The 14,117-nt window shown below is 40.3% G+C and carries 16 protein-coding genes; 11 read left to right on the top strand and 5 right to left on the bottom strand.

Translation table 11 applies throughout. The features are described 5' to 3' along the window. Positions 1 to 129: 129 nt before the first annotated feature. From VGT41_02675 to VGT41_02665, 3 genes are all read right to left on the bottom strand, one after another. A complete protein-coding gene (locus VGT41_02675) occupies positions 130 to 435 on the bottom strand; it encodes a hypothetical protein (protein HEV2601179.1) in 306 nt (101 codons plus the stop codon). Positions 436 to 817: 382 nt separating this feature from the next. Then, positions 818 to 1,705, bottom strand: a complete 888-nt coding sequence (gene ftsY, locus VGT41_02670; GenBank protein ID HEV2601178.1) for a signal recognition particle-docking protein FtsY — start codon at positions 1,703 to 1,705, stop codon at positions 818 to 820. 146 nt (positions 1,706 to 1,851) lie between these two features. Next, positions 1,852 to 3,798 carry a hypothetical protein gene (locus VGT41_02665; GenBank protein ID HEV2601177.1) on the bottom strand — a complete coding sequence of 649 codons (1,947 nt, stop codon included), beginning with the start codon at positions 3,796 to 3,798 and terminating at the stop codon, positions 1,852 to 1,854. Between the two features lie 96 nt (positions 3,799 to 3,894). Here VGT41_02665 and VGT41_02660 point away from each other — a divergent pair, with 96 nt between their 5' ends. From VGT41_02660 to VGT41_02640, 5 genes are all read left to right on the top strand, one after another. Beyond that, entirely contained in the window at positions 3,895 to 4,329 is a 435-nt protein-coding gene (locus tag VGT41_02660; GenBank protein ID HEV2601176.1) for a hypothetical protein, read from the top strand. Positions 4,330 to 4,541: 212 nt separating this feature from the next. Next, the gene (locus VGT41_02655) at positions 4,542 to 5,225 is read left to right on the top strand and encodes a hypothetical protein (GenBank protein HEV2601175.1); all 684 of its coding nucleotides are present in this window, start codon (positions 4,542 to 4,544) and stop codon (positions 5,223 to 5,225) included. Positions 5,226 to 5,235: 10 nt separating this feature from the next. Beyond that, entirely contained in the window at positions 5,236 to 5,895 is a 660-nt protein-coding gene (locus tag VGT41_02650) for a hypothetical protein (protein HEV2601174.1), read from the top strand. 41 nt (positions 5,896 to 5,936) lie between these two features. After that, positions 5,937 to 6,686, top strand: coding sequence for a hypothetical protein (locus VGT41_02645; GenBank protein HEV2601173.1), 750 nt, complete (start codon positions 5,937 to 5,939; stop codon positions 6,684 to 6,686). Positions 6,687 to 6,715: 29 nt separating this feature from the next. Next, positions 6,716 to 7,450 (top strand): hypothetical protein, encoded by a 735-nt coding sequence (locus VGT41_02640; GenBank protein ID HEV2601172.1) that lies wholly within the window; start codon positions 6,716 to 6,718, stop codon positions 7,448 to 7,450. 51 nt (positions 7,451 to 7,501) lie between these two features. On the opposite strand, the gene VGT41_02635 is transcribed toward VGT41_02640, so the two are convergent. Further along, positions 7,502 to 8,101: a hypothetical protein gene (locus tag VGT41_02635; protein HEV2601171.1), complete on the bottom strand. Its 600-nt coding sequence runs from the start codon at positions 8,099 to 8,101 to the stop codon at positions 7,502 to 7,504. Beyond that, the gene (locus VGT41_02630) at positions 8,076 to 8,771 is read right to left on the bottom strand and encodes a ribonuclease HII (GenBank protein ID HEV2601170.1); all 696 of its coding nucleotides are present in this window, start codon (positions 8,769 to 8,771) and stop codon (positions 8,076 to 8,078) included. The genes VGT41_02635 and VGT41_02630 overlap by 26 nt, the downstream gene beginning before the upstream one ends. 105 nt (positions 8,772 to 8,876) lie before the next feature. Here VGT41_02630 and VGT41_02625 point away from each other — a divergent pair, with 105 nt between their 5' ends. The 6 genes from VGT41_02625 (at position 8,877) to VGT41_02600 (ending at position 13,788) form a co-directional block, all read left to right on the top strand. Beyond that, complete coding sequence (locus VGT41_02625; GenBank protein ID HEV2601169.1) at positions 8,877 to 9,557, top strand: XRE family transcriptional regulator; 681 nt, start codon at positions 8,877 to 8,879, stop codon at positions 9,555 to 9,557. Between the two features lie 171 nt (positions 9,558 to 9,728). Further along, positions 9,729 to 10,178 (top strand): 30S ribosomal protein S6, encoded by a 450-nt coding sequence (rpsF, locus tag VGT41_02620; GenBank protein HEV2601168.1) that lies wholly within the window; start codon positions 9,729 to 9,731, stop codon positions 10,176 to 10,178. 2 nt (positions 10,179 to 10,180) lie between these two features. Beyond that, complete coding sequence (gene rpsR / locus VGT41_02615) at positions 10,181 to 10,462, top strand: 30S ribosomal protein S18 (GenBank protein HEV2601167.1); 282 nt, start codon at positions 10,181 to 10,183, stop codon at positions 10,460 to 10,462. 154 nt (positions 10,463 to 10,616) lie between these two features. Next, positions 10,617 to 12,428, top strand: a complete 1,812-nt coding sequence (gene typA / locus VGT41_02610) for a translational GTPase TypA (GenBank protein ID HEV2601166.1) — start codon at positions 10,617 to 10,619, stop codon at positions 12,426 to 12,428. Between the two features lie 23 nt (positions 12,429 to 12,451). Continuing rightward, complete coding sequence (locus tag VGT41_02605; GenBank protein HEV2601165.1) at positions 12,452 to 13,243, top strand: tRNA pseudouridine(38-40) synthase TruA; 792 nt, start codon at positions 12,452 to 12,454, stop codon at positions 13,241 to 13,243. After that, on the top strand, positions 13,240 to 13,788 hold the full coding sequence (locus tag VGT41_02600; GenBank protein HEV2601164.1) for a GNAT family N-acetyltransferase: 549 nt from the start codon (positions 13,240 to 13,242) through the stop codon (positions 13,786 to 13,788). The genes VGT41_02605 and VGT41_02600 overlap by 4 nt, the downstream gene beginning before the upstream one ends. Positions 13,789 to 14,117: the final 329 nt, after the last annotated feature.

Below are 14,117 nucleotides of genomic sequence, written 5' to 3'. Positions count from 1 at the left end.
TCTCAAACTTCGCAACGGCTTTTACAGCTCAAGCAATCCACGAGATCTATCAGCTTTTTTACTGAACAATTCACATAAAATATAACACGTAACAATTTAATAACAGCTTGGTCTAAATTGCTATCTTTTTTAACATACAAGAGATTGTGTGATAGGGATGGTATTTATTTTAGTAGATTCAACTTTTTTGGCTTCAGCAGTTTTAGAAATCAATGCAGAACTAGTATGTTTGGCGCATGCTTTTTCTGACATGTTATACAGTTGTATAATCGAGTTGATAGCCTGAGGAGCATATTCAATAACAGCTTGTACTACGCGTAGGGCGGGTTCATAGTATGCAGCAGCATGCATAGTTGGCGTGCGGATCTGATCGAAGATACAAAGCAACAATAAGAATATGACGCAGGAATAACGTCTTTTGTTCTTTAAATACATCGAAAGCCTATAAAAAAAGATCACATTAGAGCCTATCCAGAAACTAATTTATGGTGCAAAATATTGCAATAGATGGATCTTGTAGAAGGTTTTTGGTATCCGATCGTCGTCACGAGCGCAGGCGTGGTGATCCAGGCAATTATGCGCCGATAAGGCGCGACAAAATATATTTTTTTTGGATTCAGTTAAATATTTATTTATTAACCTGGATCACCACGCACGCGAATCGCGGCTCGTGACGACGATCGAGGGTTTTTTGATCTTGGTGAATGTCAAATGCAGTGAGTCGTTTTCAGCTGCTCTAAATCTAAAATTCAAATTTTTGAGTTTCCGGACAGGCTCTAACAAGCTATCAACAATCGATTTTTAATTGGATAAACTTTTATTGTAAAATCTGAGCGACATATTTTTGTGGGTCAAATTGTTCTATCTGATTGAGCTGTTCACCAAATGAGATGAATGCAATAGGGATTTGCAGTTCTTGGGTGATGCTGAAAACAATGCCACCTTTACCGGTTCCATCCATTTTAGTAAGAACTATGCCACTCAGATCGGTACTTTCATGAAAGAGTTTTGCTTGATCAAAGGAGTTTTGTCCGAGCATTGCATCAATAGTGAGCAAGGTAGCAACGGTGTGCGTAGGTAATTGATTGGTGATAATAGATTTAATTTTTTTGAGCTCGCGCATTAAATTGGTTTTTGTTTGCAGCCGCCCTGCGGTATCAATGATAAGAATGTCATAGTGCTTGTTTTTGAACGTCTCGCAACCGGTAAATACTACAGATGCTGGTTCTTGATTCGGTTTTCCGATGATAATGTCTGCATTTGTTCGTTGTGCCCATTGATCAAGTTGTTGTGTGGCTGCTGCGCGGAACGTGTCGCCTGCTACTAGAAGAACCCGTTTTCCTTGAGTTTGGAAATGATTCGCTAGTTTACCGGCAAATGTTGTTTTGCCACTGCCATTAATGCCAACCAGTAGATATACGGAGCTATTTTCCGCACTAGTATGTGTCGTTAGATGTTGTACCAATTGTTTTTCAAGGGCTGCTTTTAAATCTTCTCCTTTTTTGATGAGGCCTTTTGCAACGTCATTTTCAAGAGTGGAGATGATCGCATTAGTTGTTTGGATACCAGTATCAGCGCCAATTAAAAGAGTTTTTAGCTCGTTTAGGGTTTCTTGGTCAATGGTTGCACGACCAAATAAGGCATGCACCTTTTGTGTAAAGGTGGTGTATATTTTTTCTAATGAAGATTTTAAATAATTAAACATAGTCTTATGGTAATAGTAATCGGTTGATTCATAGTATATTCATATATCTATTGTAGTGATTTTTTCGCGTTATGAAAGATTAAATAAAAGCGCACTACTATTTTTGATAGTAATGCGCTTTTATAGATCTTTAAAATGTCTTGTTTTTACATGAATCCAAGCATGTTGCCATAAGAATCATCTACATCTTCTTCGGGCTCTTCTGGTGCTACGAACGGTACTTCCTGTGGTTCCGCAGGTCCCACAGCCAGTTCTTCTGGTAGTCCTCTAAAGCCACTTTCCCACGCATTCGCAATCTTCTGTAGAACTTCTTGTGCATACTCTTGCGAAATTAGGTTCTTAGGCAGTTCGGTCAATGTTGCTATGTTTTCGTTGATTATGTGTAGCTGGGCAGGATCAAAATTTGGTGTACCAGAAGCATCTAGTTGATACCCCAACGCTCTGTTAAGAATGCTGTTAAATTGTTCCTCAGTAATTGGTTGAATAGCGACTTCTGGTTCTTGTGCAGCTACTTCTTTGAGGCCCTCTTCTTTTTGCACGGGCACTTCCACTGCTGGTTCTTCAGCGCGTATTTCTACTGCAGCAGGTTCCTCTACGACTGGCTGTTCAGCCATTGCTTCGATTTCAACTTCTTCACCAGGTTGATCAATCGGCATCTCTATTGCCGCGACTGGTTCCTCAGCGACTGTCTCTATCGCTGGTCCTTGCGCGATTGGGCTTTCAGCGGCCGCATGTTCAATAATTGGTTCTTCAGCTGGGATCACTAATGCTGCAGGTTTTGGCATACCCCGTTCTAATGCATCTTCAATATTACTCAGAATTTGTACTAAGTCGTTCCCTGATACTTGCTTATAATCGAGTTGTTTAAGTGATTCTATATTGGCGTTTATTACTGCTAGCTGTTCAGGGGAGAAATTTGGATTTTTTTCGGCTTCTTGTTGATAGTCTAATGCTGCTTCAAATGTCTCACGGAGTAGATCATTAGGAATATTTCCCCTTGGTGATTGAGAGGCCTCTCTTTCTTTGATGTCAGCTTGCGCAGCAGCTTCACTTGGCGCAGCAGCGGCTGGCTCTGCAGTAATTTTTGCAACGAGGACCGTTAAGTTATCACCTGATTTCCAACGTTTTGCGATGGCAACCAGCGTGTCTGCTAATTTTGCGGACGTCATTTGGGTAAAATGAGAATATTTTTCAAGAATGTCTGTATTAAGTGCTGCATTGTCTCCTGCGTCTTTCTTGCTGTCCATAACATCCCATAGGCCATCACATGCCATGATGAGAATATCGCCGGCCTTTACTTCCCACGTATAGATATCTGGGGTGCTGCTTATGGCAGGATTTTTATCGTCAAAGTTTTCTTGGCCAGTTCCCTTTTTAAAGTTTACGTCACCAATGGATCGGGATACACCAATAGCGGCTGATCCTTCCGGTGTGCGTATCCATATGCGTCCTTGGCGAACCGTATTTCCTGTTTTTCTGATACGTTTTTTTTCATCCTCTAACGATGGCTTATGATCTTTGGTACTTTGTACGATTTGTCGATCTCTTATTAAAACGGCGCGAGAATCACCGACATTCGCTATGGTAAGGATGTTGCCCGTTTGTTTTGCAACAATAGCAGTTGCTCCTGATTCTCCATATTTTTCTAGATTTTTTGTGCCTAGGTATCCATAGGCATTCTCTGTATCAGCGTCTTGCCATAACCGTTGTTCGATGCTTTTTAAAGATTTGATGAGCAGCTGAGCATCATCAAGATTAGGATTTTGCTGTTTTAAGAAATTAAAAAAATGTTCAAATCTTGAAACTTTTTTACCAGCGTCTTTGTATTTGCTGTTATCAACGATATATTGTGCAACCCCTTGGCCACCATGTCCGTCAAAGAGACCAAAGAGTAGTTGAGAGTCGCTTACAAAATGGCGATCTTCCATATAATCACGTGTATTTTGATCTGTTGCAACAGCAATAGTGCCGTTGTGAAAAGATTGCATAGTTTTAACAGGTTCAGCTCTGAGCATGGGTTGTGTGGGCGTAAAATAGAAAATTGTTCCTAAAAAGGCTAAAAAATATAAGGTTCGATTTATAGAGCTAGTCATGACATCCTCCATTGGACTTTATGTATACTTACATGGTTTTCTTCTATTTTTAATAATAGTTTTAAATGGAATCGAAAGTCAATAAAAGAGGGCGCTTTGTTGATTCAGATTTTCCCCACAGATCGACTAGCATCCATGCGACAAATAGCTCAAGGCCTGAGAGATATGCTAGAAATGGATATTAATATCGCAGAGCAAGCGCTTGAAAACACAGAACGTGAGTGGATGGAGCAACGTGTGCGTGGTACTGAAGAAGCGCGTGCGTATGAAGAAATTGGGCGAACAGACCAACATATTCGATTTCCCGCTTTACGCCTTTCAAACATGCGGCGATTGCTTGCGGATTTACAACAAGCAGAGCTCGATACTGTGAGGGCTGGTGATACTATTGCAAGCATTCAAGAGCAGTATCGACAGGGCATTGTAGAAGGGGATCAAGTAGTGGCGGAAGAGGTTGAAGCTGCTGAACAGGAAAGGCTTAGGCTAGAAATTGAAACTGGTATGGCTACAGGTTTAGGATTCATGAGTTAAAAGGTTCAGATGGGAAGAGAGTTGATGATATACAAGAAGGACGGAAAGATTATTCTTGAGCCTGTAAAAGATAGTTAAATAGTTTGCAAAATTCGTTCGTGTGATAGAAAATAGGTGTCAGCTTCAATAGTAGACTTTTTCGAAATCTACTATTGAAGCTGTTTTTTTAATTTCTTAGATCGAACTCACGTTAATTAAAAAGGAGAATGCAGATGAAAAAATTCTTAATGTTATTTTTGACGATAGCTCTTGGCTTTCATGGTGCGCAGCCGGCTGAGCAGAATGACTATTCTTTTAAACTGCTCACCGGGAAAGAATTGCAGGATATTGCCTTATTTATGATACAGCAGCGAATCGAAATAATGCGAGATTATCCGTATCTGTACCAAGGTGACATGAATGAAGAAATTATATATATGCAGCAGTTTATTTCATTGCCGCATGCTGCTGCTGCGGTCGCGTATTTACATGATCAACCAGTTGGCTTTGTGAGCGGAACCAGTTTTTTAGATTATGAAAGTGACATGAGAGGGTCGAGTGCTCTTTTTATGGAACATGGGCTTGATCCAAAAGATTTTTATTATATTCCTGAAGCAATGATTATGGCAGAGCACCGGAGAAAATCTTTGTTTAAGAGTTTGCATCATTTGATCGAATTACATGCACAATCGTTGGGGTATAAAGCACTGTGTTTGTTATCAGAGAACCATGATCAGCATCCGCTGAAACCTATTGACTATCGAGGGCCTGATGGAGCTTTTACCAGAGCTGGATATAGCAAAACCGACATGATTATGGTTATATCTCCAGATGTATTTGTGTGGCCAACTATTCAGCCGGATGGTTCTATAAAAATACAAACTCACTTTCTTGCATATTGGATCAAGATTTTTTGAGGAGAACAGTATGAAAAAAATGCTTTTTTTATTAGTGGTAGCTAGTCAAATATATACACACGATACTGATCAAGATCAGTATATCTTCGAGTTGATTACCGGACAAAAATTGCAAACGGTTGTGCCGTTTATGGTTGAGCAAAGAGTGGCAATATTTAGCGGCTATCCCTACTTTGAAGGTGATACTGTTGCACAAAAGGAATATGTGCAATGGTTTGCAGAGTTGCCGGGCGTGGTGGCAGCGGTTGCATACTATAATGGGTTGCCCGTTGGTTTTGTAACAGGTATTGGATTTATAGAGCTGGAGCCGCATTTTGTTGGTTCAAGCCAATTGTTTCAGGATAATGGATTAGATCCGAAAGACTTTTATTATGTTCCTGAAGCAATGATTACTGCAGAGCATCGGGGCAAGTTGCTTTTTCAAGAGTTACATGATCTGATTGAGCGGCATGCCAGAGGATTGGGGTATAAAGCTAGTTGTTTACTTGAAGAAAGTCATGAGCAGCATCCACTTAAACCTGCTAATTATAAAGGACCTGAGGGTGCATTTGTGAAAGCGGGATATAGAAAAACTCAAATGTTTATTCCGTGTTCATGGGCTACGTTTCAACCAGATGGCTCAGTAAGCAATCAAGAGCATATACTTCGTTATTGGATTACATTGTTTTAAATCACGATTTTTGAAATTTAATAGTCATAAAGGAGATAGCAATGAAAAAAATATTGTTTTTATTTTTGACGATAGCTCTTGGCTTTCATGTTGCGCAAGCAGCAGAACAAGATAATGCATTTCAGTTTTTAACTGGCTCCTGCTTACAGATAGATGACTATTCTTTTAAGTTGCTTACGGGGCAAGAAATACAGGAAATTATTCCATTTATGGTCCAGCAAAGGATGGCAGTATTTGGAGAGTATCCCTATTTTTATGCAGGAACGATCCAAGAAGATTTGGCACAAGTGCAATGGTCGGCTGGCCTATTAGACGCTGCAGTAGCCGTTGCGTATTACAAAAGGGAACCTATTGGTTTTGTCAGTGGTGCCAATTTCGTGGAATATGCGGCTATATTCGAAAATTCATGCGCATTATTTGAAAAGCATGGGTATAATCCAAATGATTTTTATTACGTGCCAGAAGCAATAGTTGTTGCCGAGCATCGTGGAAAATGGCTATTCAGGGATCTACATTGGATAATCAATATGCATGCACAGATGTTGGGTTATAAAGCGATGTGCTTGATCGCAGGAAGCCATGAGCACTATTCGCGTAAGCCAGTGGATTATCGGGGGCCTGAAGGGGCTTTTATGAAAGCGGGATATTATAAAACTCAAATGACGAGCGTATGGACGTGGGCAACTATTCAAGGGGATGGTTCAGTGATTAAGCAGGAGCATTCGCTTGATTATTGGATTAAATTACTGTGGAATTATTGTGATGAACCTATGACGTATGGTTTTTTTTGAATAGAGATGCAATCAAAAAGGAGAAATTGATGAAGAGATTATTGTTCTTATTCTTGATGGCCGCTACGGCGTTACATGCTGCACAAGAGGTTGAGCAAGCTGATTATGTATTTAAGTTGCTGACTGGCCAAAACTTGCAAACTATTACATCTTTCATGGCGCAGCAAAGGGTGGAAGCGTTTCGCGAGTATCCGTATCTTTACGAAGGGACTGTTGCTGAAGATACTGAGTATGTGCAGTGGTTGGTTGGATTGCAGCATTCTGCTGTAGCGGCTTCTTATCTGGATGGGGAGCCGGTTGGATTTGTTAGTGGTATTGCATTTGTAGATAATGAGCAAGAGTTTAAAGGATCGTGTGCACTATTTGAGGAAAATGGATTGGATCCAAAAGATTTTTATTATGTTCCTGAGGCAATTGTGGCAGCTGCGCATCGTAACAAATCATTATTTACAAGATTGCATAGTCTCCTTGAGGAGCATGTGAAATCGTTGGGGTATAAGGCGAGTTGTTTAGTGCTTGAAAGTCACGAGCAACATCCGCTCAAACCGGTTGATTATAAGGGGCCTGATGAGGCATTTATTAAAACGGGATATAGCAAAACTAGGATGCTTACATCATGTGCATGGCCAACTATTCAACCAGATGGCCCGGCAAAAAACCAAGTGCATCCGCTTACCTATTGGATTAAAAATTTGAAGCATGATAATCCAGGCAACCCAAAGCTTCTGCAGGCGGCCATGGCAGTTAGCGCGCGGCAGAATTAAAGGTGGTGGCGCAAGGGTAGGTCTAAGGCTTAAGGGACTCAGGTGGTGTAACTATCGCGGCACCAACGGCTCCACTCGTTGCAAAAACAGCTTGAGCTTGCGGTAATCATTTCCGGTATGCAATGAGAAAGATTCGATGAAGGAAGATAGCTTAGGTTCAGATAAGATGCCTAAATCGGCCTGATGCTTGAGCGTTGCCAGCAGGAGTTCGTCAAGGTTAAAAATATGATTTGAAAGGCTAAAGATAAGATCGAGGTACCGGTTGCTTGCAAAAAATTGTCGGGTAAGGTCTGCTGAAATCGGTTCAATAAACGCATGTATTTTAGCTGGTTGTGGTGCAATAGTATAATACATGATCCCTTTTTCCTGATAGCCAACGACTAGACATGAAAAAGAGGTTTTTAAAAATTCAAAGATTTGGGGTTGTTCATCGCGCAGCTCTTGTTCCGTTTTTTTATAGGCAAACGGATAGCGAACGGGATCCATGGACCCCGTTTTTATTTGGTATACAATGCCAAAGAGCGTTCGTTGGGCTGCAGGGATGGCAACAATAGATCCAAAAGGAGGGAAGGTGTCCCATTGCCAGCTTTGCCCTAAAAAACTATGGAGTTCGCTTTCGATAACTTCAGCAAAAGGATTGTTGCGTTGCATGAGATTCCTTTTTGGTATGTATAGACCCTAAAAAACTGTTTCGGTGTATAACGGATGCAGGTTTTATGAGCAGAGCTGCCTGATGTTGCTCGGTGCCATATCCCTTATTATCGTTCAAATGATATCCCGGGAAAATAGCGTCAAATTGATGCATCATGCGATCACGAGTGACTTTTGCCACAATTGATGCTGCAGCAATTGAGCTTGAAAGACTTTCTCCTTTGGGAAAATAATGAAAGACGGTATTTTGATGACATGTTCCCGCAAAATTGAGTGGCATAGCATCAATTAGGACGGCACTTGGAGGGGTGGGTGTCTTTGCTAAAACGTGCATGTATGCCTTTTTCATAGACATTAAGGTTGCTTGCCAAATATTGTGTTCATCAATAAAACGATTATGGGTGATTCCTACTGCATAGTAGCAATGTTTTACGATCCAGGCATAGGCCTTTTCTCGTTCTTTTTCACTCATAATTTTTGAATCTTTTAGGAGCGGGTTTATTTTTCCAACAGGCAATATTACTGCGGCGCTTACGACGGGTCCAGCAAGACACCCTCGGCCCACTTCATCGATGCCGCATACTGACTGATTTAGCTTCCAAAAGGCTCTTTCAAAGCTATTCTTATTGAAATTAATACATGAGGAATGGCAGGGCCTCTTGTGCAACATAGTCAATCTTTTTATTTGACAACAATTAAAACATGAGTACAATTAGAATTAAGGCAGTGTTTTTTAATTTATTTATATAAGATATATTAGCAAGAGGAGTTCCCTATGTCATTAATAAGATCAACTGCGTTGCGTGTTAAAGAGCTTCTTAGAGAAAAAGGTTGGACAACTAAGATTTTAGCAGAAAAGACCGGAATGTCTGAGAGTTATTTAACGCACATTAAGAATGGAACACGTCGCTGGAATGAAGATTCCTTAAGAAAACTAGCTAATGCGTTTGAATTGAATCCTATTGATTTGTTCGCACAGCGTCGCCAGCGTACTGATGACATCGATAACAATGTGAGTATGCCAGAAAATTCTGATCTTGAGTTGAAGGTACAAATCGTTCCAGTTGTGGGCGAAATACCATCAAACCCATCTCCCTATAACAACCAATTAATGCAAATTACTACTGGATATAAAGATGTATTTATGCCTGCATTGAACACCAATGATGGCTCAATGTTTGCTCTTTGCATCGAAAATAACCTGTTAGCGCCGACATACGTAAAAGGTGATTATTTGATCGTTTCTCCAGAAATGTGGACTCGTTCAGGTGATGTGGCAGCGGTTGAGTATGGTAATGATACACCAATCAAAGCTATTATGCAGGTTACCTATACAGAAGATTTTATTGTTCTTGAATCGGTGAATCATAAACAAGCGCCTATTGCGTTGGTTCGTGGAAAAGACCATTTTAGAATTATTGGTCGCGTAGTACAGCGTCAGCAGAAATTCGCATAAATAGACGTTCTATAGAATATAAAAGTGCCAGAAATAGTAGTATTTTCCTACGTTTCTGGTACTTTTTATTTGTAATAGTTTAATGTGCGCGCTAAATACTATGATACGGTATCAGGGTATAGTGTTACAACACTCTCAATTAGCGGCTAAATCCATAAGGGTTTTTCTAATATGATGCGTTATGAATTGTTAATGCTTTCTGTTCCTGAGATCACGCAAGATGAAGCGCGATCTGTGGAGTCGTACGTGGATCGTGCGATAAAAAAAGTTAAAGGGTCTTTGCTCTCATTCGATCGATGGGGAAAGTATCGCCTTGCATATCCAGTAAACAAAAATGATTATGGAATCTACTTCTTGGCTCGGTTTGAAACTGAAATAGCGCCAGAGTTGCTTGAAGACCTTAAATCCATTTTTGCGGTAAATCTTAATGAAATCGTTATGAGACATATGATTTGCAAATTGGATCCAAAAGCTTCTTTGGAATATCATAAGCCACAGTCGCTTGAAGAAGCTCCTGCTCGAGATAGCTTTTTGGGTGATAACAAGATGGATCGTCGATCGTTAGACGAGTTGCCATCTGATATTGATGAAGAAGATATTGCAATGGATGATGAGGAATAATCATGACTAAAAAAATTAAATTAAAAATCAGCGCACGTTTAATGAAAAAAAAGTTTCGTCGTCAAGCCGTAGGCGCGCCGAAACATTGTCGTTTTTGTGGAAGCACTGATCAAGAGCGTTTGATCGATTATAAAAATGCATATTTCTTGCGAGCGTTCTTAACAGAGCGTGGTAAAATTCTTCCATCACGCATCTCAGGTAACTGCGCAGCGCACCAACGTGCACTGACTAGTGAAATGAAGCGAGCTCGTGTAATGGCATTATTGCCCTATATTGCACAGTAATTATTGAATTTTTTGTTTATATGCGTTAAGTAGTCCATACGGATTTTTCTGTATCGACTACTTAATCAGTTTTATTATCTTGTGCCATTACTATGGGCAAGAATAAGTACTAGAGAAATAAATTTTAAGATGAGCTCGTTGGAGGAACGTTAAAATGTCAAATACGATAGAGCGTTCTAAAGTCAGAAATATAGCGATTATTGCACACGTTGACCATGGTAAAACAACAATGGTTGATCAGTTGCTTAAGCAGTCAGGTACTATTGTGTCTGATCAGTCTGATCGCGTTATGGATTCTAATGACTTAGAAAGAGAGCGCGGAATTACGATTTTAGCAAAGAATACTGGTCTGCGTTATAACGATTACACCATTAACATTGTTGATACTCCGGGTCACGCTGATTTTGGTGGAGAAGTTGAGCGAACATTACAGATGGTTGAAGGATTCTTGCTGCTTGTTGATGCTGCTGAAGGGGTATTGCCAGGAACGCGATTTGTATTGCGTAAGGCATTAGAACTTAATCTTAAGCCAATTGTTGTTATAAACAAAGTAGACAGAAAAGATGCGGATATTGAGCGCACAGAAGCCGCGGTTCATGATCTATTTTTAGATCTTGTTGTTGATACTAAGCAGCTTGATTTCCCTGTGTTATATGCATCATCACGGCATGGCTTTGCATCGCTTGATTCAACGTTGCGATCAGGCACTATGACTCCGTTGTTGGATACAATTATCAATACTATTCCAGCTCCGCAGCCGAAAGCAGATCATTTGCAATTTTTGGTAACCAGCATTGGTGCATCAGACTTTTTAGGAATTCTAGCAATTGGTCGAGTGTTTAGTGGTTCGATGCGAGTAGGACAACAGGTTATTTGCTGCAAAGATGATGTAGTTGGTCGTCCTTTAAAAATAACGAAAATATTTACGTTTAAAGGGCTCGAAAAAGTAGAAACAGAGACCGCGAATTATGGAGATATCATCTCTATTGCAGGATTCTCTGATCCAGTTACTATCGGAACAACAATCTGTGAAGTTGAACATCCATTACCGTATCCATACGTTACTGTTGATGAGCCAACGATGTCGATTTACATTTCGGTTAATAACTCTCCATTTAATGGTCAAGATGGTTCATTACTGACGTCTCGTCAGATTAAAGATCGCTTAGAAAAAGAGTTACGCACGAACGTTGCGCTTAAAGTTGAGCCGACAGATTCAGCTGATTCATATAAAGTTTCAGGACGTGGCCAGCTCCACCTTGGGGTACTTATTGAAAATATGCGCCGTGAAGGATTTGAGCTACAAGTTTCAGCTCCTGAAGTAATTTATAAGATGGTTGATGGTAAACGGTATGAACCGATTGAAGATTTGGTAGTTGATGTGCCGCAAGAATATCAAGGCGTTGTTATGCAATTCCTTGGGACTAGAAAAGCGGAAATGAAAAACGTTACTAACTATGATGATGGTCGTGTTCGTATTGAGTTTGAAGTACCTTCCCGTTCATTGCTTGGTTTCCGTGGGCAGTTTATGACTGATACGCGTGGAACAGGTATTGCAACATTTAGTTTTAAGGGGTACCAGCCTCATAAAGGGCCTATCCCAACTCGTACAAAAGGTGCAATTGTATCCATGGAGCAAGGACCGATTAAGGCATATGCGCTTGATGGCCTTCAGGAACGAGGAACATTGTTTGTAGCGCCTGGTACGGAAACATACGAAGGTATGATTATTGGTGAAAGTAGCCGTGATCATGATATGGATGTAAATCCATGTAAAGCGAAGAAGATGACTAACATGCGTGCATCAGGAACTGATGATGCAGTTAAGTTACCACCTCCGCGTATCATGGAACTTGAGCAATGCATCGAATGGATTCGTCCTGATGAATTGATTGAGGTAACGCCAAGTCACATTCGATTACGTAAAAAAGTTCTTAAAGCGAACTTGCGTAAAAAAGAACATTAATACTGATTAGATAGTACCTTCATATGAAATATCGATATAAAATTGTTGTAGCGTATGATGGTACTGGATATTTTGGGTGGCAAATACAGAACAATAAGCCTACGATTGCGCATGCATTGCAGTCAGCTTTTTTTAAAGTATTTGCCACTTCTGTTTCTGTGATCGGAGTATCTCGTACCGATGCTGGGGTGCATGCACAAGGGCAAGTGGCAACATTCACTACCGAGCGAGCAATTGATATTGCTACGATAAAATTTGCGTGGAATAATGTATTACCTGCCGGCATTACTATTGTGGATGTGGAGCAGGTTTCTCTTTGTTATAATCCGTTTGCGAACATAGCATACAAAATATATTGTTATTATCTGTTTGTAGAACGTCCGCTTCCTTTTGTGAGTCGGTATGGCTGGTTGGTCCGATCAAGTTTCGTGCCAGAAAAATGTGCTTACGCTTTACAGCAATTTGTAGGTACTTATAATTTTAAGCAGTTTACGACTGATGATGATCGCGGCCAGGATACTATCCGTACCATTGATTCGATTGATTTTGAGTTTGATGCAGTGATGGGTGCATATAAAATCACTATCAAAGGACCTAAATTTTTACGGCATATGATTCGTAGAGTTGTAGGTGCTGCAGTTGAGATTGCATCTCGCTCTGATTTGTCTGTAGATTGTTTAAAGCGAATGTTGCATGGGGTTACATTGCCGCAATCATTAGTAAGTGCCCCTGCGCAAGGATTGTTGTTGCAGAGTATTGTGTATAATCAACAATGTGTAGATCAAGATATACATAGTGAAAAGGAACTATCATGAAAAATTATATAAAAGCTATTATGGTGATGTTGTGTATAGGAGCTGTTGCGGGTGGAATATATTGGTATGTACGTCCAGTAGAGCAACTTTCTGAGCGCGATATACAAGATATACATAATTTATTTAAAAAAGATTGGTATTTATTAAGTGCACGTGATTATGACTATAAACACGTTGATGACACTATACGTACTGGGTCTCCGAATGAGTATGAAGCAGATTATAAAGGTAAGATGAAATTTAAAGTAATGCGTGAGGGAGATAAGTTTGTTGGATTTGTTTCGTATTACATGAAAAATTTTCAGCATGGTATCATCTTATATTTAGCAGTAGAGCCAGAGTTTCGCAGCAAGGGCTATGGTGAAAAACTGTTAAAATATGCAGTTCAGCAAATGTTTGATCAAGGTGCGTGTAGGGTAACATTGGTAGCACGTATTGATAATACTCGCGGGCGTGCATTTTACCTGCGATCTGGATTTAAAGAGATGGCAGAAGATCGAGGATTTGTTGGCTATAGAATAGATAAGCCAGGATGTCCTACATAAAACTTTGATGTATAAGAAGTGAAAAAAATAGGCGCATAAATATGCGCCTATTTTGATGCTTAGCGTGAATTCAGTATAAGAAGATGGTAAATGGCGATGTTCGCCTAGAATCTCTTCTGTCTTTGTTAAACCTCTGTCGGACCGGCACCATGACTGGAGGAGAATACCAACCGTTTGTCATTGTGAGTGAAGCGTAGCCCTACTACGCAACCTTCGGTTAGCTATGAAGGGCCATGATAGGAGCCATTCGAAGCTAAACTGCGTATCAAACTTCGTAAGGCGGAGTATGGCAATCCAGAATTCGTGCGCTCAATCTGAGCGCGACATAA

It is taken from the genome of Candidatus Babeliales bacterium, assembly GCA_035944115.1.
Taxonomy (GTDB): Bacteria; Babelota; Babeliae; order Babelales; family Vermiphilaceae; genus DASZBJ01.
Note: the sequence above shows the minus strand (reverse complement) of the source record. Positions and strands in the feature narration are given on the sequence as shown.